The 19,868-nt window shown below is 48.6% G+C and carries 18 protein-coding genes; 5 read left to right on the top strand and 13 right to left on the bottom strand.

The window, feature by feature from the left end; all coding sequences use genetic code 11:
- Positions 1 to 100: 100 nt before the first annotated feature.
- From AAIH57_RS21555 to AAIH57_RS21515, 9 genes are all read right to left on the bottom strand, one after another.
- Entirely contained in the window at positions 101 to 580 is a 480-nt protein-coding gene (locus tag AAIH57_RS21555; RefSeq protein ID WP_430022926.1) for a Dps family protein, read from the bottom strand.
- A 343-nt stretch (positions 581 to 923) separates the two neighbouring features.
- On the bottom strand, positions 924 to 1,664 hold the full coding sequence (locus AAIH57_RS21550) for an HAD family hydrolase (protein WP_430022925.1): 741 nt from the start codon (positions 1,662 to 1,664) through the stop codon (positions 924 to 926).
- Between the two features lie 135 nt (positions 1,665 to 1,799).
- Positions 1,800 to 3,545 (bottom strand): adenine deaminase, encoded by a 1,746-nt coding sequence (locus AAIH57_RS21545; protein WP_430022924.1) that lies wholly within the window; start codon positions 3,543 to 3,545, stop codon positions 1,800 to 1,802.
- 100 nt (positions 3,546 to 3,645) lie between these two features.
- Positions 3,646 to 4,704, bottom strand: a complete 1,059-nt coding sequence (locus AAIH57_RS21540; protein ID WP_175396797.1) for an ABC transporter ATP-binding protein — start codon at positions 4,702 to 4,704, stop codon at positions 3,646 to 3,648.
- An 18-nt stretch (positions 4,705 to 4,722) separates the two neighbouring features.
- Positions 4,723 to 5,514, bottom strand: a complete 792-nt coding sequence (locus AAIH57_RS21535) for an ABC transporter permease (protein WP_024632851.1) — start codon at positions 5,512 to 5,514, stop codon at positions 4,723 to 4,725.
- A 4-nt stretch (positions 5,515 to 5,518) separates the two neighbouring features.
- Positions 5,519 to 6,340 carry an ABC transporter permease gene (locus tag AAIH57_RS21530; protein WP_095290986.1) on the bottom strand — a complete coding sequence of 274 codons (822 nt, stop codon included), beginning with the start codon at positions 6,338 to 6,340 and terminating at the stop codon, positions 5,519 to 5,521.
- A gap of 282 nt (positions 6,341 to 6,622) precedes the next feature.
- Complete coding sequence (locus tag AAIH57_RS21525; protein ID WP_175396798.1) at positions 6,623 to 7,561, bottom strand: nucleoside hydrolase; 939 nt, start codon at positions 7,559 to 7,561, stop codon at positions 6,623 to 6,625.
- 102 nt (positions 7,562 to 7,663) lie between these two features.
- Positions 7,664 to 8,734 (bottom strand): ABC transporter substrate-binding protein, encoded by a 1,071-nt coding sequence (locus tag AAIH57_RS21520; protein WP_430023116.1) that lies wholly within the window; start codon positions 8,732 to 8,734, stop codon positions 7,664 to 7,666.
- 236 nt (positions 8,735 to 8,970) lie between these two features.
- Positions 8,971 to 9,315, bottom strand: coding sequence for a Na-translocating system protein MpsC family protein (locus AAIH57_RS21515; RefSeq protein ID WP_095290982.1), 345 nt, complete (start codon positions 9,313 to 9,315; stop codon positions 8,971 to 8,973).
- Positions 9,316 to 9,790: 475 nt separating this feature from the next.
- Here AAIH57_RS21515 and AAIH57_RS21510 point away from each other — a divergent pair, with 475 nt between their 5' ends.
- Both AAIH57_RS21510 and AAIH57_RS21505 read left to right on the top strand, forming a co-directional pair.
- The gene (locus AAIH57_RS21510) at positions 9,791 to 10,702 is read left to right on the top strand and encodes a hypothetical protein (protein WP_430022923.1); all 912 of its coding nucleotides are present in this window, start codon (positions 9,791 to 9,793) and stop codon (positions 10,700 to 10,702) included.
- Between the two features lie 261 nt (positions 10,703 to 10,963).
- A complete protein-coding gene (locus AAIH57_RS21505) occupies positions 10,964 to 11,707 on the top strand; it encodes a DUF3105 domain-containing protein (protein WP_430022922.1) in 744 nt (247 codons plus the stop codon).
- A gap of 134 nt (positions 11,708 to 11,841) precedes the next feature.
- On the opposite strand, the gene AAIH57_RS21500 is transcribed toward AAIH57_RS21505, so the two are convergent.
- Both AAIH57_RS21500 and AAIH57_RS21495 read right to left on the bottom strand, forming a co-directional pair.
- Positions 11,842 to 12,795 carry a nucleoside hydrolase gene (locus AAIH57_RS21500; protein ID WP_430022921.1) on the bottom strand — a complete coding sequence of 318 codons (954 nt, stop codon included), beginning with the start codon at positions 12,793 to 12,795 and terminating at the stop codon, positions 11,842 to 11,844.
- 233 nt (positions 12,796 to 13,028) lie between these two features.
- A complete protein-coding gene (locus tag AAIH57_RS21495; protein WP_430022920.1) occupies positions 13,029 to 15,260 on the bottom strand; it encodes an MMPL family transporter in 2,232 nt (743 codons plus the stop codon).
- A 174-nt stretch (positions 15,261 to 15,434) separates the two neighbouring features.
- Between AAIH57_RS21495 and AAIH57_RS21490 the strand changes: the two genes are divergently transcribed.
- Together AAIH57_RS21490 and AAIH57_RS21485 are read left to right on the top strand one after the other, a co-directional pair.
- Complete coding sequence (locus AAIH57_RS21490) at positions 15,435 to 16,058, top strand: TetR/AcrR family transcriptional regulator (RefSeq protein ID WP_430022919.1); 624 nt, start codon at positions 15,435 to 15,437, stop codon at positions 16,056 to 16,058.
- Between the two features lie 122 nt (positions 16,059 to 16,180).
- Positions 16,181 to 16,756, top strand: a complete 576-nt coding sequence (locus AAIH57_RS21485; protein WP_430022918.1) for a GNAT family N-acetyltransferase — start codon at positions 16,181 to 16,183, stop codon at positions 16,754 to 16,756.
- Positions 16,757 to 16,815: 59 nt separating this feature from the next.
- Here AAIH57_RS21485 and AAIH57_RS21480 read toward each other — a convergent pair whose 3' ends face one another.
- Complete coding sequence (locus tag AAIH57_RS21480) at positions 16,816 to 17,712, bottom strand: diacylglycerol/lipid kinase family protein (RefSeq protein WP_430022917.1); 897 nt, start codon at positions 17,710 to 17,712, stop codon at positions 16,816 to 16,818.
- A gap of 102 nt (positions 17,713 to 17,814) precedes the next feature.
- Positions 17,815 to 19,029, bottom strand: coding sequence for a serpin family protein (locus AAIH57_RS21475; protein WP_430022916.1), 1,215 nt, complete (start codon positions 19,027 to 19,029; stop codon positions 17,815 to 17,817).
- A gap of 279 nt (positions 19,030 to 19,308) precedes the next feature.
- Here AAIH57_RS21475 and AAIH57_RS21470 point away from each other — a divergent pair, with 279 nt between their 5' ends.
- Positions 19,309 to 19,842, top strand: coding sequence for a hypothetical protein (locus AAIH57_RS21470; RefSeq protein WP_430022915.1), 534 nt, complete (start codon positions 19,309 to 19,311; stop codon positions 19,840 to 19,842).
- Positions 19,843 to 19,868 lie beyond the last annotated feature (26 nt).

Below are 19,868 nucleotides of genomic sequence, written 5' to 3'. Positions count from 1 at the left end.
GAATGCCATCATTATACGGCAAGCACACCGGATTTGTAAGCGAACGGGGACTTTGTTCACGGACTCTACATATCGTTGTAAGGATGCAGGTTAACTTTGCTTATTTGCCCAGAAATGCGTTTAACATCCAGATTTCTTTATCCAGCACTGCTGTGAATCCAATCAGCATATCCTCCGTAGCGTTATCCTCAGCTTCACCTGCTGCATGAATGCCTTCTTTAATGACTTCCACCATCGTGCGCAGATCGGCAACTACAGACTCAACCATACGCTCAGCAGACCATTTTCCCTGTGCCTCTTGAATTGGAGACAAACGCAGCTGTTCAGACATGGTGGCTACCGGACGGCCACCAATCGCAAGCAGGCGTTCTGCGGCTTCATCCATGTTCGCAGTAGCCAGATTGTACAGTTCTTCGAATTTGGCGTGCAGCGTGAAGAAATGTGGTCCTTGAACATACCAGTGGAAATGGTGCAGTTTCGTATACAGTACGGACCAGCCTGCAATCTGGCGGTTCAGAACTTCGTGCTGTGCAGCGGCATGGTTAGCAAAAGTGTTGGTTTTCGTTTGAATTGTGCTCATGGATAATTATCCCCTCTCGAATGTGATATCATTTGATTTTTTAATCATCATATAAGTTAATTTACACTTCTTTAATTTAGACTTAATCTAAATCTTGTTTTAATTATAACACCACCTTTCTACTTTGTGAAGAGATGAGCCCATTCAATCCAATGAAGATTCCATGAAGTTAAGCTTCATCTTTGGTCCATCACCAGAACCCGGAGCCATCCAGCTTACACACAGCATTTATACCTTAGATAGGAATAATACACAGCGATCATCCTCACATATCAAAACAAAACAAAAAACAGCCCTTCACCTCAGTGAGGTGACAGGACTGAATGAAAGAACGTATGACTCTTTATTTATGAACAAACTCGGATGTAAGAATACGAGCTACTTCACTATACGTGCGTGCCACATGATGCGGCTGATGATCCGATTCCGGCTGGGCATCACGGTGGTTGAACCAGATGACTTTCCATCCGGCGTTGACTGCACCCACTACATCGTTACGCCACGAATCTCCAATGTAATAACTGGAACGGGCATCTGTCCCTGTCTGCTTACTTACATGTTCAAACAACCTGGAATCCGGTTTAGCATAACCGATGGTGCCTGAGATGAAGATTTGCTCCTCGGGAACGAGGCCAAACACATCCAATGCTTCGAGTTTCCGCTTCTGATGTCCTCCCTCACCATTGGTAATGAGCCCTACGGTATGTCCGTCTGCCATAAGCTTTCTCATCAGGTCATATGCACCTTCAAAAGGCTGGATCTGAAACTGTCTGTTCAGATATTGTGCTTGCAGTTCTTCAGCATGACCCTTTAGCAAAGCTATGTCGAACTCCTTCATCGTCAGTTCAAACCTTTGCCGCCGCATCCGTTCCACCGCTTCTGGCTCAGGAACAGCAGAGAGGTCCTCCTGATCGGACAACCAGTCACTATAATAGCGGAAACGATGGTAAGCCTCTGCATATGGAAAATCATCAGGAAGTCCGAGAACTTCCTGCAAAGCTCCACGGAGCGGCTGCAAGTGGTCGTACAGGGTATCATCTACATCAAAAAATATGGCTTTTGTGTTATTTGTTCTTTCCGTCATTACTGATCTTTCCTCCTAACCATTGCTCCACATACTCCTTCTTAGTATACATGCTAAACTAGAAGCGCCCCATTTCATAGCATACTGCTTGAAATGGGGCACTTCTATAATCACTTTACTGTAATATCTAAATACTCATTGCTGCTCTACAATCAACGGTACAACTTTGCCTGCATTTACATCAATCAGGCCGTGATCCGTAATTTTCAATGCAGGACTCACCGCGAGGGAATGAGTGCTGATGGACATGATCGGGTTATAGTGCACATAACCAAGAGACAGCATTGCTGCCCGCAATTCCTTCACCTGATGAGAAACTACGGCGAGCGGCTCTTCCGTTAAAATGCCTCCCACAGGGAGCTCCAAGTGAGACAGCACCTTGCCATCCTCTACCACACAGAATCCGCCCTGGCTCGAAATAACGGTGTTAGCTGCCAGAATCATATCTTCACGGTTGCGTCCAACGACCAGGAGGTTGTGGTTGTCATGTGAATACGTCGTTGCAATAGCCCCCCGTTTAATCGTATCTCCACCGATCAAACCATGTGCCCGATTGCCATTGACACCATAACGCTCAAAGGTAGCAATCTGTCCGTATCCGCTGTCTTCCCACTGGAGTTCACCATTGGCAGCCTGAACCTGAGCGATATGCTCTTCCACAAAGGTGGACCCATCTTTCACCATCATGACGCGGCAGTTGTATGGTCCTTCATCCGTCTGATTGGCCGTACCCACAACTTTCGGATCGCTCAATTGAATAGCGAAATCTTCTGCTGCCAACTTGTCCAGCTGTACACTCTTATAAAAATGGGACGGGAACTGTCCGGTCATCCGTTCCTGCTTATACGGTTCGTAGTCGTCATAAGCTTTCCGGCCATTTTTGTACACCTGGTCAATCGCCAATTTCTCCAGATCGGATAACAGAACATAATCCGCCACTTTACCTGGGGCGATGCTGCCACGGTCGGTCATTTTCATCCGGGATGCAGGGGTAGACGTGGCTGCGTAAATCGCATCTTCGGGACGCATGCCCATGCGAATCGCTTTACGCACAATATGATCCAGATGACCGCGTTCTACAAGTGAATCCGGCATAACATCATCCGTCACAAAGCAGAAATGCTGAGTGACATCATGCTGAATCAGGTACTCCATCACTTCTGGCGTCATCGATTTCTCCTGAATTTCAATGAACATGCCTGCTGCAATTCGAGCCTGTAATCCCTCGATGCTCTGATGTGTATGATCGGAATCCACACCTGCATAGATCAGTCGATGCAGATCGAGTCCTAGCAGTTTTGGTGTATGACCTTCAATGACAAGATCCGGATAATGCTTGCGGATATGCTGCAAAATTTGATTGGTCTTACATTCCGGATCACGGATGACATCCACATAGTTCATGATTTCACCCAAACAGATGATCTCTCCGGTAGCCAGCAGCACATCCATGTCTTCAATCTCGATCGAGCCGCCTGTCGTTTCCATCGGCGTTGCCGGAACGGAGCTCGGGATGGCATAGAACATGTTGACCGTTGTCTCACGACTCGCAGCCATCATCTCCTGCACCCCTTCGAGCCCAAACACATTCGCCATCTCATGCGGTTCCGCTACAATGGACGTTACCCCGCAGCGAATCAGACCATGGGAAAAGGTAGCCGGCGTCACCATCGTACTCTCGATGTGCAGGTGGATATCGATAAGGCCCGGAATCATGTATCTTCCCCGTGCATCGATGACCTCATCTGCCTGAATCAGCTCAGGGCCGCCTGGTCCGACGTACATAAACCTGCCGTCCAGTACAGCGACGTTGTTCAATTCAAACCGTTTATAATAACTGTTATACACATTTACATTCACAATCAGTTGATCTGCACGCATGGGGCATAATCTCCTTCTTCTGAGCACGCTGCATATCCAATCATGCAGCATGCTGCCTTTGCTGCTTCTGCTTCCTGCTGCTATTTACGTTTTATTACTGCTATTCAACGAGGACGAGCTTGTCCTGCGGGAAAATCAGGCTGACGCGCTGCCCGCTAAGGTACGGCGTCTCCATTTCCTGGTTGGCTGTAAAGTCACCGAGTTCTGTCTCAATGACATACTGATAGCTGCGTCCCAGATACGTACTCACCTTCACGATCCCTGGCAGGGCATTTGCCAGATCCGCTGACGTATCCCCACTAACGATTAGATCATCCGGGCGAATCGCACCTTTGCGGGCACCAGGACGTGCCGTTCCGGGATGGGCTGTTGCGGTGAACAAACGTCCTCCCGCTTTCAACGAGATCTCATCTCCCGCATCACTGCGCTCAGCAAACTCAATAAAGTTATGGAATCCGATGAATTGGGCTACAAATTCCGTTGCCGGATATTTGAAGATGGTCTCCGGGCGGTCGAGCTGCTCGACAACGCCTTTGTTCATGATCGCTACCTGATCCGAGATGGAGAAACATTCCTCCTGGTCATGGGAGACATAAAGTGTCGTAATTCCCAGCTCCTGCTGAATCCGGCGAATCTCCACCCGCATGTTGAGCCGCAGGTTGGCATCCAGGTTACTGAGCGGTTCGTCAAACAGCAGCAGATCCGGTTCAATCACAAGTGCGCGGGCAATCGCCACACGCTGACGCTGTCCACCGGACAGCTCCTGCGGGAAACGTTTCTCGAAACCGTTCAGGTTCACCACTTCAAGAATACGCATGACGCGTGCCGAGATATCCTTGTCTTTCACCTTGCGCATCCGCAGGCCGAAGGCCACGTTGTCATAAACAGACAGGTGCGGAAATAACGCATAACTCTGAAATACAAATCCGAAGTTCCGCTTGTTCACCGGAACCTTCGTATAGTCCTTGCCGCCGAACATAAACTTGCCCTGTGTTGCTTCCAGGAATCCGGCGATGAGGCGCAGCGTAGTTGTTTTGCCGCAACCGCTCGGTCCGAGCAGGGAGAGCAGCTTACCTTTTTCCAGCTCCAATTGAAAATCCTTCAGGATCGTCTGGTTATCGTAAGCCACCGATACGCGATCCAATGTCAGCAATGCCATAGCGTTCTGCGCCTCCAATTAACGTTTAGTAAAGTATGAAAATCCGCCCATGATCCGTTCGATCACGAACATTAAAAGTCCGGTCAGTACCATCAGCAGCACGGAAATGGCTGCAATGGTTGGGTCAAAATAATTCTCGACATACGTCAGCATCTGAATTGGTAATGTGCTTACCCCTGGTCCGGTCATGAACACGGAGATGTCCACGTTGTTGAACGACTCCAGAAAGGCAATCAGCACAGCCGCCAGAATCCCCGAGCGAATGTTGGGCAGCACGATCTGGAAGAACGTTCTGACACGCCCCGCACCGAGACTCAGCGCAGCTTCTTCCACTGCAAAGTCAAAACTCGACAGACTTGATGCAATGACGCGAATAATAAATGGAAGCATGATAATGGTGTGACCGATCAACAGTCCGAGATACATCGGCAGATGGTAGATTACGATCAGGTATTTCATCAATGTAAAACCGAGCACGATTCCCGGAATGAGTACCGGTGACAGGAACAATGCATTCAGCACGGACTTGCCTTTAAAATCGTAACGACTAAGTGCATACGCAGCCGGAACCCCGAGCAGCAGCGCCAGCAAATTCCCCAGCAGGGAAATGATGATGGACGTCTGGAACGTACGAAGGAAACCGCCTGTGTTGAAAATATTCTCGTACCAGCGGAGGGAGAAGCCCTCCGGCGGAAATTTGAGTACCGTTCCCGGTTCAAACGAAGTGACCGATATGATCAGAAGCGGGCCCAGCAGAAAGATAAAGACCAGCAGACTGAACAGGCCCAGCCCGATATGTTTCTCCCGCATATGTCTACCCCTTCGGATTTAAAGTTTTGGCCATTTTGTTCATGACACCGACCACGACAAATGTAATGACAATCATAATCGCGGCAACGACCGAGGCCAGATACCAGTCGTTGAGGGTCATGGCGTTTTGATACAGGAACGTGGCGATGACGCGCTGCTTGCCTCCAAGGAGGGCTGGCGTCGTATACGCCGTAAGGCTTCCAACAAACACGAGCACGGCTCCGATGACAAGTCCTGGCACAGCCAGCGGGAACACGACCCGGCGGAATGCCGTAATGCGGGATGCACCCAGACTTTGCGCTGCCTTGAGCAGGTCATTGTCGATGTTCTCAAGCACACCGACCAGAGAAATGATCATCAGTGGCAGGAACAAGTGAGTCAGACCGATCATCATGGCTGCCGGCGTGTACAGGATATCCAGCGGCTTGTCCACGATGCCCAAACCAACCAGAGCGTTATTGATCAGCCCTTTACGCCCAAGAATGATCATCCAGCTGAACGAGCGCACGACCGGGCTTGTCAGCAGCGGGAAGATGGCCAATGCCAGCAGAATACCTTTGCGGCGCGGCGCTTTCTGCGAAATATAATAAGCTGTTGGAAATCCGAGCACCACACAGACGAGGGTGGTGACCACGCTGACCTGCAGCGTCGTAAGCAATATTTTCAAAAAGTAAGGGTCTCTGAAAAAATGCATGTATCCTTCAAACGTGAAGGAGTTTTCCTGGAAAAACGTTGATCCGATCGTCAGGACAATCGGAATGATCATAAATGCCGCCAAAAACACAAACCCCGGCAGCAATAGCCAGTAGATTACTGATTTCTTCATCGCGGTACTCCTGACTTGTAAAGTGGTTGTATTCCTACGTTTCATTTAGGCACATTTCAAAAATAAGTGCTTCACGTTAATCCCACCAGCCGTTCCGGTTACGAATCGTTCTTTCGATCGCTGTTATCCTTGGATTTTCTTGATCTCCTTCTTATAGAAGGAAAAATCCAAGGATAAAGGCGAACGCTTCGCTTCTACAGAATCGATTTCGTCCCCTACACTACCAGCGAATTACGTAAGGACTGATTTTTAGAGTGAACCCCAATTCCGTAAAGATCATAGCTACGCATTTAACGCGTTGATAAACAATTCAAGGAATGCTTCGGCGTCTACGGTTTCGCAGACGAGGGTGTTGGGCTGCTGGCCCAAACGGTTTTGAAAGTCGCATACCATCTGACCATCGCACAGGCGGCTGGCCGTCTCGACATCCACGTAATAGGATTTGCGTCCAACCAGTTCCGGGGCGAGGGCAACGCCAACGGCCAGCGGGTCATGCAGAGCGCAAGCCCGGATGCCATTCATTTGCTCATAACGATTGATATAGATTTCGGTACTTTGAGCCACGTACGAACGCAGTGCAGGATCTGTGAGACGCTCAATCGTTGCTTCATTCAGCAGCGTTTGACGTGTTACATCCAGACCTACTTGTGTAAGCTTCTCAATGCCTGCGTGCAATACAATGCGTGCAGCTTCCGGATCAGCGTACGTATTGTACTCTGCCGTCGGTGTAATATTGCCATGTCCGCGAACAACGCCACCCATGAAGATGACTTCCTTCAATAATGAAGGCAGTTCTGGACACTTGAGCAATGCGAGCGCGAGATTTGTTAGTGGCGCAGTCATAATGAGTGTCAGTTCACCCGGGTACAGTTTGGCTTGCTCCACAATGAACTCCGGTGCAAAGCCCTCTTCCGCCTTTTTGGACACTGCCGGATCAGGCAGTGCTCCGCCCAATCCGTCCTGTCCATGTACCCGATGTTCATAATGCGATTTGCGGGTGAGTGGTCCTGCTGCTCCGGCAATCACCGGGATTTCGGGTGCACCCGCCAGTTCAAGAATTTTGCATGTATTATCGGTTGCCTGCTGGAGCGATACGTTCCCACAGACCGTGGTAATGCCGAGAATGTCCAGCTTCCGGCTTTTGACGGCCAGCAAAATCGCCAGTGCATCATCAATACCCGTGTCTACATCCAGGATGATGCGATTTAACGCTTCACTCATACGTGCTCAACTCCTCTACCCTTAATCGTGCTTGCTGCAAAGTTTATTGCTTCCGAACCTTCGTTTATGCTGTCGTTCTTCTTAAGCTTTATTCCATGATGCTTATTGGGCAATCTCACGGTTCCAACGATCTGTCCATGCTTTCGCTTGTTGATTCACGAACTCCATATCCAGCTTGTTCAGCTTCTCAACCACGTCAGCACCATACGTTACGCCTTCTGCCTCTTCAGCAGTCAGTTCAACCTTGGTGTTTACCGGGGAATCCACTTTGGCTTTGGCAGATTTCGCTTGCACATCCTGGCTCAGCTGCCAGTTGATGAATTCTTCAGCAAGCTCTTTGTTTTTACTGCCCTTCACGACATTGATTGTGTTCATCACGGCATATGCACCTTCGCTAGGTGTAACAAACTTCGCATTAGGTACGGCTGCTTTCAGATCCTTGAAGTACATTTCCATGATCGGTCCGCCTGCAATCTCTTCCTGGGAGAACATGTTCACGTACTCGGACGTTTGGCTGTAGAATTTCACCACATTGCCGCTCAGTTTTTTCAGTTCAGCAAATGCCGCATCTTCATTGAACGTATCATTTCCGGCTACACGGGAAGCTGCATCCACCACCATTGGTCCTGCCGTTGCCGTAATATTCGGGATGGTCAGGTTACCCTCGAATGCCGGGTCCCACAGGTCACTCCAAGAAGTCACTTCTTTGGAAACGAGGTCAGGATTGTAGGCGATACCGAGCTGTCCAACCGTGTAGGCCGGGCCATAATCTTCACCAAGCGGTGCTTTTGCGATATCATAAATGTCATTTACATTTGGAATTTTGGAACGGTCAATTTTCTCAAACAGACCTTCATCAATGCCTTGTTGTGCATAGTAGTCAGACAGGTAGATGACATCGACATTCGACGTGCCCTGACGAATTTTGTTCAGACGTTCAGCGTTATTGCCGACTTCAAGCACGATGTCTACATTATGTTCTTTTTCAAATGGGCCAAATACTTCTTCATTGAAGAAATCTTCGGAGAAGCCCCAAGTGGAGATCACCAGTTTATTTGCTGCTTTTCCCCCACTGCCTGATGCGCCTGTCGCATCATCCGTGCTGCTGCCACACCCTGCAAGTAATACCGATGTCATTGCCACTGCTGCCAAACCGCTAATCCACTTTTTCATCATGATCCTGAATTCCTCCTGAAATGTGTGATGTGTATAAAAAAAACAAAAAGAAAAGCATTCTTGTAAGAACAAGAACACTTTTCTTCGTAAACAAAGGAAAGCGACACCCGCTGCCGGTACATCATTGGTTTCTGCTTCAGAATCAATCCAAAGACAAACGCCATCATATGAAATTGTCAGGGACGATATAAACGGAACGTGCGCATGACCTGTATCGAACCAGTCGATCCACGTTATGCCTGTTCCAGGATGATATTCGTAATGGCCCACTGCGTGGACGCATCATAATCCCGTAATACAGCTTCGATTGGCAAACCCATGTGCTGCTCTAGCTTCTCCCGGAATTTCTTCTTATATAAGACAGACATGCGGAAGTCCACTTCCAGCTTTAAGCCGGGGGCCTCCCCTTCCAGGGCGTCAGAGCGTGGCGAACGACGGTGCTTGGCAAAGAAGGTCACAATATTCTGATCGACGGTCACTCTCAGGAGAGTGGTACCGAAGCCGAATAGTTCCTTCGAAATTTCGTTGTAATACTGGCACATCTTTTTCTTGCTTTCATTACTGTCCAGCAGTTCCATGAATTCACCTTCATCATTTACTACCGTACATTCGACGTGTTAACACGTTTGATTATACATAAATATGCGGTAAGAGGCAACCCAAAAGATATACTTAACATGCAAATAACACATAAAAGCGAACGATAGCCAAAAATACACTGAATTTCATATGCCAATTCTGCCGTAAACAAAACCTCGCTGCCTCAAGACTTCATATAATATTGTGGCTTAGAAATCCATTTTTGATACGCCACCTTACTCGAAGCCCCACCTTTCTCTGCTTACGCCCCGGTATGAATCGGACTGGCTGACCATACGATAGAAGTATATATCAACCATTACAATACCTGTTTCTCGCTTATAAGACCTCTCTAGCATTTGGGAAATAACGGATATTAATTCTACTGGAAACATAGACAAACTTCGGCACCACCCGTTAAAATGAGACAAAATGTCTATGTTTCTTTAATTTATGAAATTGGAGGCTCATGCCATGAAATGCCCAGTATGTAATCATGAAAATGGAAATGCGCATTATTGCGAGAGGTGTGGTACAGATCTGACTCAGTCATCCTCTTCTTCTACCACTCCCCGCGACCACGAATCAGCAGCAGCTGCCGAATCGGAATATACGCGTTGGTCCAGTACGCAAGCAACGCCTTCTTCATCCGTTTCTTCCCGTACTCCCTCTGCAACACCGATTGAACAGACATATGACAATTCCGGTCCAAATAACCATTCATCGGATGGAGACAGTAACACGAATCAGTGGAGCAATGTCATGCAAAATGAGAAAATTCAGCAAGCCAAAGAAGTCAGCAAACAGTATTTATCCTATTTTCTTAGCGTACTAGCTCGTCCTTATCAGACCATGAAAACCGTTGGTGAACAACATGCACTGAACGGGTTGATTACGATGGCTCTTATCGCGATTCTGTCGTCTACATACTTTTTAATTACCTTCAGCCGCTTGGATATGGAAGGGGTATTTATAGCCGGGTTTATTCGCCCGCTGTTATTTACCGCCGTCATCCTGATCGTGGCTGTTATCCTGATCTACGCTATATTGAAAATTGAAAAAGTCATGTTTCGTCCGAAAACGCTCGCAGCCCAATATGGTACGTTACTCGTTCCGGCTGTGCCATCGCTCATTCTGGCGAACCTGTTTATTTTCATCTCTTTCCGTGTCTCCATATTCTTTCTGGTTGTGTCCTATGTCATTCTATTTGCAGGCATGAACACGGTGCTGTTCCAGTATCCGCTCAATCGCATCAAATCAGCCTTCGATAGCATGTATGCTGTACTTATTGCCAACGTTGTTTTGCTCTATATATTGTACCGTTTTCTCACAAGCACCATTATTGGTATTCTGGGCATGATGCTTTCGCCTTTTGGGCGTTTGTAATCAGCATTCCATATTATTAATTTTCATCTCGGAGAGACCCTTCTGCATCGTTCAGAAGGGTCTCTTTTCGTTTCCCAATCCATGATTGCACTGTCATCTTCGATACACTATAATGTGTAGTGCAAACCTTATGTTTGTATTTACGTACCGAGGTATTTCATTTTTTTCCTGAAGACGGGTTCTCATCGCAGTTTAACACTACGTAATGTAGTGAAATAATGCTATTTCCATTTTAAAAAAAAGAAAGAAGAGGATCAACCGATGAATCACGATATGAATCACATGCAAATGAACCACGAGGCAGGCACATCCTATCTGTGGCTCATTGTGGGTGCAGTTCTGCTGCTGCTTTCCATTGCAGCTTATATCCTTGCGTCACGCACACAGGGCAAAGTCCTGAGTCATATGAACAAAGATGAACGAGCCACAATCAAAAAGAAAAGTCGATCCATCCGGCTGGCTGCACACTCCTTGCTCGGGGTGTCGATCATTGTCCTTGTTCTTTTCTTCATGCAAGGTGCATTTACCAAGTATAATGTGGCTGATCTTAATGCGAACGCTACGATTGATGTAACAGATGACCCCTACTATGGTGCAGAACACACGGAGGAACCTATTGATTACGAGATGACGATCCCCACATCAGGGCCTCATAATCCGCATGACATCAAATTTGGTTTTTACACCGATTTCCCGGGGTATCCTTATCTTGTCCACAATCTGGAACATGGAGATATCATCATTTATTACCGTGAGAATGCAAGCGATGACCTGAAGGAGCACCTGAAATATCTCACCAAGTTCCGGGAGGCAGGAGCCGGTATCCTCGCTGTCCCGAACAAGGATATTCCCGAGGGCAGTGAAGTCGTGGTGACCGCCTGGACCAAAACGATGAAGCTGGACCAATTTGATGATGCAAAAGTCGGCACATTTATTAACCAATATATTAACCAAGGACCGGAAAAAATCCCTGCCTCCATTCGCCAGGGCGGCGGCACCATGTAATCACTACCGACCTTACAACCTTTAATTGCATAAAAACATAAAAAGCCGCACGGCGGAAACCAGGGAAAATCCTTGGCTGTCCACCTGCGGCTTTATTGTATTGTAATAATAGTACAACCCTGAAGTTGTCTGAATTAATAGCGCTGCGGAGCAGCTTTTTTACCCAGATCCGTCATATACGTGAAGAATGCCTCTGGATCGGTATCGTATACCAGTTGTACTGGACGTCCGTCAGCTTGCTCTACCGTGCGGCCCTGGCTTGGACCATCCGGAATCACGATGCAATTCACGGTTTTCTTTTTCACGATGTCTTCGCGTCCAACGGAAGCCGTTGTCAGCACGTCCCACAGATAATATGTGGAGTTCGTCTCACTGTAAACCAGTGGCGGGCATCCTGCATAGCAGTTCCCCAGGAAATCAACACCTTCGTAGCGGCGCTCAGCTGCCCAGCGATTACGCACAGCAGGTGTAAGAGGTACTTTGTTTGTACTCTCTAGTGCAACCAGGTCAATTTGAATACCGCTTTCCCATACACGGTAAGCTGCTTCCGGATCCCAGAATACGTTCCATTCAGCTGTGCCGTCATGCTCAGGCTCTTCCACGTTCCCTCTTTCGAACGTACCGCCCATCCATACCAGCTTGTCGATTTTCTCTTCGATGTCCGGTGCTTCGTCGAGTGCACGCGCGAGGTCTGTCAGTGGGCCTGTGAACAGAAGCAGCGTTTTGCCTTCCGTGCTGCGCACTTTCTCAATCAGGTGCTGGTGAGCCGGAACGGATGACAATGGAGCTTCCATTTTGCCAGACTCGTTCAGGATAGGTAGTGCATCTACATAAAAGGAGTGCAATCTCCAAGCCGCAGGAAACGGATTTTTACCTCTGGAGTTGGATTTGGATACTTCTACGGAATATGTACCGAAGCGATCAATAATTTTACGGCTGGCATCTGTGGCTGGCTCCAGATATCCATCTGCCGGAATAACCGATACACCTGTAACTTTTACATTGTCCATCTGCAGAAGCATGAACAGCGATACGAGGTCATCCACGCCGCCGTCATGGTTAAAGTACACATTAAGATGGTTCGTCATTGCTTGCTTTCATCCTTCCCCTGGTTGTCCCTATGATGTTATTCCATCCGTCAGCCCAAGACCAACGTTCCTTCTATTATGTCCCAAAACCCTGTTATACGTAAACCTTCCCCACGGACTCGCCATAAAAATGCGGACAGTGCCGTTGTTCGCACTGCCCGCATCTCTACATCCATGACGCGCTCATTTTGAGCGAAGTCTTGGTTCGGTTCGTCCTGAATCCCCACTATGGATTACATGGAGGATGTTTGCTTCTCGCCCGATTCCTCAGCGATCGGCTTGTATTTTCCAGGCCAGAATGCCCATTTGCCCAATAAGGTGGTGATGGCAGGCACCATGAACGGGCGAACAAGGAACGTATCGAGCAGCACACCTGCTGCCGTAATAATACCGAACTGCACCAATACCTGAATCGGCAGTGTTGCCAGTACGGCAAACGTTCCCGCGAGAATCAGTCCGGCTGAAGTAATGACCGACCCGGTCTCGCCAACACCTTCCTTGATCGCTTGGCGAAGGGGCATCGTTTTACGTTTCTGCCAGATGCTTGAGATCATGAAGATGTTATAGTCCTCACCAAGTGCTACCAGGAATACAAAGGAATACAGTGGAATCGCACCCTGAATAGCATCTGCACCAAGTCCATAATGGATGATGAGCCATCCGAGTCCAAGGGCCGAGAAGTAGGAGAGCACCACGGTGGCAATCAGATATGCCGTTGCGACCACAGAGCGCAGATATAACAAGAGCAGCAGGGTGATTATCCCGATGACAACCGGAATAATGATGCTCGCATCCCGTTCTCCGGTAACTTCAATGTCGTACTGCTCAGCAGTCTGACCATCGATCCAGACATGACTGTCAACACTCGTCACTCCTGCGTCGGTCAATGCCTGTTCAGCCGTTGCACGCAGATCCGGAATATGCTGCATCGCCTCCATGGAGTATGGATTCAGATTGAACTCGACATCATAGGCAGTGATGTTGGCATTCTCTGCACCCTGCTGGGCATCACTCACCTTGCTAACATAATCCAATGCTTCAAGGCGCTGCTTCAGATCTGTTTCCTTGCCCTCGGCATCAATAATCACCTTGGCTGGGGCCAATTCGCCCTCGGAGAATTGTTCCCCAATAACGGTAAACCCTTCACGGGAAGGTACATCTTCCGGGAAGGAAGACAGCAGGTCATACGTGAATTTGATCTGACTTGAGAAGGCAGCAAGTCCACCGAGCAGTATCAGCGTAATGGCCAGAACGGTCCATGGCTTGGTGATGACTGTGCGGCCAATCCAGCTTTCCTTGATTTTGCGTGGAGCTGGAGCCGGTTTACCTTTTTTCTTGGCACGCTCCACTTCCATATCGTGCGTACGAGGTACGAACGGGTAGAATGATCCCCGACCGAAAATTGCAAGCAGTGCCGGAACCAGCGTCAAACTGGCAATAAACATGATGAAGATGGACAAACTGAATGGAACGGCAAAACGGTGATACGCACCGTACTCAGCAAGCAGCAATACCAGCAGGGCTGCAACGACGGTGAATCCACTCATGGCGATCGCGCCGGATGATCCGGTTATTGCCTGGAAGAGTGCCTTCTTTTTGTCCGGCTCATGATAGAGAATCTGGCGGAATCTGGAGATCATGAACAGGCAGTAATCCGTTCCTGCTCCGAACAACAATACGGTCATAATGGAGATGGACTGTGCATCAACTGTAATCCAGCCCTGATCCGCCATAAATCCAAGAATCGGACTCGTGACCATGTAGGCGAAACCAACCGCAATAATTGGAATGATTGCCAGTACCGGTGAACGGTAGATCAGCAGCAGCAGTACCAACACAAGCACAACCGTCGCAATCAACAGAGACACGTCGGCTGATGAGAAAAGCCCACTCGCATCAATAGAGATACCTACAGGTCCGGTGACCCGTGCACTTAATGTATTAGCATCATCAATGGCAGCATCAAACGGGTTGGAGCCAAAAATGTCTTCCGTTTTTTGTTCAACTGCCTCGATGCCTTCCTTGAGCTGCTCCGAATCGGCACCCTCATTGAAGAAGAGCGGCATAATTAGCGTACTTCCATCCTCCGACAGTTGACCCTTCAGCGCCTGTGGCGGCATTTGATACAAAGGTACAACCGCTTGCTGCTGCTCCACTGGATCCTGATCCAGCCGCTCTGTCAGCGCCTGAATCTGTTCGATCTGCTGATCTGTCAGCCCGCCGGCTTGACGCCAAACGATTAATGCAGGCAGCCCTTCCCCACCGGGAAATTCTCTTTGGGCAACCGTAGCCGCCTCTACCGATGGTTTGGAATCACTCAGGTCCTGCGCATTATTCGTTTCACGCTCGCCTACGGCTGGCCACACCATACCGAGCACAACCGCAACGATAATCCATACCAACAGCGTAATCCATTTGCTTCGTTTGCCGGCAACCCAGCGACCGTAGCCTGATCCTTCTTGCATCGTCTCTTCATCTCCTGTTCTGTTTCTATGAAGCCCTATTGTATATGAATTGTAGAAATGAACCACGGGTCATAGTATAATCGAGTTAATTATATATACCGGAAGGTTAATTATGCAATACTAATTTTATGAACACTTTATGCCAAGATAATTTTATGTAAAGAGGTATGCCGCATGAATAAAAAAACAACGCCACCCCGCTCGCCGGGAAGACCCAAAACAGGTGCCGATCAAACATCGGTCCAGTCCAAAATACTGATGACTGCTTCGCAGTTATTTATGGAATATGGTTATGAACCTGTCTCTCTCCAGCAGATTGCTTCGCAATGCCATGTAACCAAAGCATCCATCTATTACCATTTCTCCAGCAAACCGGAGCTGTTCACTGTTGCCATTACGCGAATGATGGCCATGGGCATGCAGCAGACTGCGCTTCGACTGGAGGAACCGGGGACATTGCAGCAGCGACTGGAGAATGTTGCGACAGCGAAAATGCAGCAGTCCCACGTGGATACCGAGACCATGATGCGCGAAGCGGAGACCTACCTGAATGCCGATCAGCTCGCCCAGATCCGTGAAGCCGAGATGCGAATCTTTGAGGTTCTCGCTGCACACTTCAAGCAGGAAATGGATAGCGGTTATCTGCGGCCCGCCAATCCCATGCTGCTCGCTCATGCGTTTACGTCCCTGCTCATGCTGGCGAACCGTGAAGATGTACGCACTATGCATGGAAGCATTGAAGAGCTGGCTCATGAGCTGGTTGCTTTGTTTTTGGATGGAGCTGTTCAGAAAAAGTGAAGTGTACAGCATTGGAATATACCCATGTCAGTATCCTTGGTCGATGAATTTACATTCCGTAGAGGCATAGCATATGTTATTTGTGATGTCTACGCATTTAAATCTTTTAGGAGGAATTACTCATGTCCCAACCAACACCAGCCCCACGTGTTCCCCGTCTGCTTCAGACAGAACGGATCTATCTGCGTCCATTTGAGACGACGGATGTGGATGCCTATTTCCCCGGACTGTTTGACGCGGAGATGCGCAGGCTTACTGGAACACAGAACAGTTTTACCCGCACGCAAGTTGGAAAATTTATTGAGAATGCAGGTCAGGATGATTCACGACTCATGCTGCTGATTGCCTTGCAGGACAATGATCAGATTATTGGCGAAGTTGCCCTGATGGACATGCATGCCAAGAATCGAAGTGCTCACGTCCGAATCGGCATCGATCGTGCGGAGCACCAGGGCAAGGGCTATGGCAGCGAAGCGCTGCTGCTGATGCTGGATTACGGTTTTGGCATCTGCAATCTGCACCGAATTGAGCTTGAAGTGTACGCCTTCAACGAGCGGGCCATTCGAGCGTATGAGAAGCTGGGCTTCCAGCGCGAAGGTACACGAAGAGATGCACTGTACTATAACCATCGATATCATGATGCCATTCTGATGAGTATGCTGGAGCATGAGTTCCGGGAAAGACATACCGCAGGATAATTTACAGAGCGAACTCGACAAGATTGAAGTTTAATGTTTGAAAAAAGAAAAAACGGAGACTAATACCCATCCCCGGTCAGAAAAGTCAGATGACCCGCCAGCACCGACAGCTCGGCGGGTGTCTTCATATATAATTCGCCATCCGTATCGGCTGACATAGGTGCATCTGTCCGCAGCTTCAAAGTCGAAGCCTTCAAGTAACTGATACTTTCGTTCTGGGGCTGCCAATCTCCCTCCGGTTTGTGCGAAAGGATCTCTCGCAGCAGAGGGATGCCCGTCTCATGAATAACAAGGACATCGAGCTCGCCGTCCTGAAGCGCATCCGGGGCAAACGGCAGCGAATTGGTTCCCAAAAACCGCCCGTTAGCCGCATAGATCATGACGGCTTCGCCTTCCATTGTTTTGCCATCCGCCTCCATCTCGTAATGAAAAGGCTTGGTATTGTTAATGGTTTGCAAGGTACTGATGAAATAACTGAGCTTGCCCAGCGTACCTTTCAGGTTGGAGTTAATATTCTGCGATGTATCACTGATTAATCCGATGCCAAAAAAGTTTGTGAACACCCGGTCATTAGCCCGCCCAATGTCGATGGATACAGCGCGCCCCTCAAGCATCTGGCGTGCCGCGGTCTCCACATCCGGTGATAGTCCGAGAGAACGCGCAAAATCATTACAGGTGCCGCCAGGCAACACCCCGATCAGCGGTGGATTCTGCAAATCAGCCAGTCCATTCACACATTCATGCACCGTACCGTCTCCACCCAAAATAAACACAACATCAAATTGCTCTCCACGTTCACGGCACAATGCTTCTCCCTCTCCAGATTCATCTGTGCGAACAATGACGAGTTCACGAACGGCAGGCGCAAGTACCCCGGCAGCAGTGCCCACAGCATCCACGCGACTCGCTTTTCCGGCATGGTTGTGATGAATTAACAACGCTTTGTTAAATGTCATCGCTCTCTTCCTCCGTTCCAATGCTTGTTTACCCTATAACCGCTAGGGTTGAAGCAGTAACAGCCTTAAACCTTAAGCCACTTCCAAAATTCGGGTAACAAGTCACTGGGAAGCCTGCTGTTCGGGGTGGTGAATGGCTCCGGCAAAGACCCATGTTCCGGTTGCCTCATCCACCACTGCAACCATGAATGGACGGTTAACCTCCATCTTGACCGGGTCTGTGGGGGGAGCACTCCCAGCCCGCATCTCCACCAATGTTGAGGCAGCCGCTACGGTCCCTTGCTCATTCACTTCCATTACCGCTCGATGAATAACTTGACCGATATATGCTTGCCAGTCTGGTCCCCGCGGGATCATTTTCGTAAAATCGGCATCATACGGGTCAAAGGCCTTTTCCATACCAAGCTGCTGTAAAGCTTTTTTTAGATTGATTCCATACTCGGCGCGAAAACGCGGCAAAGACAAGTCCACCAGCTTAAATTCAGCTTCTTCTTCTTCCAACCTTTTGGGATGTTCCTCCAGCTGTTGCTGGACTTCTTCCAATGTACGATCCTCCCGTGGTAGCACAACAAGCAGATGCATTTGTCCGTTCCCATAGGGCAGCCGAATTGCCTGCCAATCCTCATTTTCCGTGTAATGAAATTGCTTCGACTGTTGCATCATCGGCACAGACACAATGCTTCCGTCTGCAAGCTGGAATTCGTCATGTTTTGTATGCTCAGGTTCAAATTCATTCATCCAATTGCCGTCAAATGCTATGGCATTCACTAGAATCATTAGTGTTTCCGGTACAGGCGGTTCCTGCATCATCTGAAGAATCATGCCACGGCTATGCTGTTCCACCCATTGATTAATTTCGTCTTTGGCCCGTTCCGGTTGTGTGTGTAATGGCGAGATTTCGGCTTCAAATGTCTGCTGTAATGATGCTTTATACACTTCTTCTACCGTAATTCCTTCCTTAATCCACATGGCATTGGCAATCTCGATCTGTATGCCGGCACCTAGATGCGTCAAAAACTGATGCATTGCTGCTTGGGCAGTACTCAGCTGCTCTTTATTCCATTCCGACCAACCCATCACTTCTGCCATTTCTCGCTGTGTTTCTCCATTACTCCCATAGTATGCCATGCCCATCCCCGCTGCGATACTATACGGAGAGATCAGCAGGTTTTCTCCAATCGATGCCTCCTGAGTCCCAAGCTGCCTGATCAGTTGCAGACCCAACCTGTTCATTGCCTGGATCTGTTCCGGATGGATCTCTTTTAGAAGAGCTCTTCGTTCATCAGCAGATAATTCCTGAATCGGTTTGGTTTCCATTCTGCTCTGGTCCTCCTGTTCTGAACAACTTGTAATCAACAGCCAACAAACACAACATAATAACAGGTGTAGACATAACCGGGCATGCATCATAATCCCCCCCATATCCGTAATACTAGATAGCGGTCACGGCAAATGGTTATTTCCCTTTTTTTACTAAACGCAAGATTGAGATGAAAGGTTACTCCGCACCCTATATTCCATCCTACTTGAGAAAGCACCATTCAAAACAAGTTAAATCGGTTATATCTATACCATATACGAATGGAGGGATTCCCTATGATTCCGGCAACGTTGGAACAATTGGAGCAAGTTCGCAAGGAATGCCGTACGATGGTCCGCAAAAGAGCTACCGCTTCCGCGGGTACCACTCTCGTCCCTTTACCTGGCACAGACGTACTGGCCGATGTGGGGATGCTTATGCAGCTATTGCCTGCCATTAACAATAAATTTGGATTGTCGCAAAAACAACTCGATGGCATGGACCCCGAGACCAAGTCCATGATTTACGGATTCGTAATGTCCATCGGAAGCAAAGTGATCGGGCGCATGGTAACGAAGGAACTTGTTGTACATGTACTCAAACGGGTCGGGGTACGTGTAGCCACCAAATCCGTTGCCAAGTTCGTCCCGCTTGCAGGCCAAGGTCTCGCCGCAGCTCTCAGTTTCACAGCCATGCGCTATGTGGGGAATAAACATGTCGATGACTGTTATGAGGTTGTGAAACGCATGATCGAACAGCGTGAGCGGATTCCGGGCGAACCCGCGCCTGCTGCGCTTGATGAAGCGAATACGAACGAGAAGCTGGAGTAGAAAACGGATGCCCATGATTCTGCAGA

The organism is Paenibacillus sp. MABNR03 (assembly GCF_050455445.1).
GTDB classification, from domain to species: domain Bacteria; phylum Bacillota; class Bacilli; order Paenibacillales; family Paenibacillaceae; genus Paenibacillus; species Paenibacillus xylanilyticus.
The sequence above is the reverse complement of the archived record's forward strand: the minus strand, read 5'-3'. Positions and strand labels throughout refer to the sequence as shown.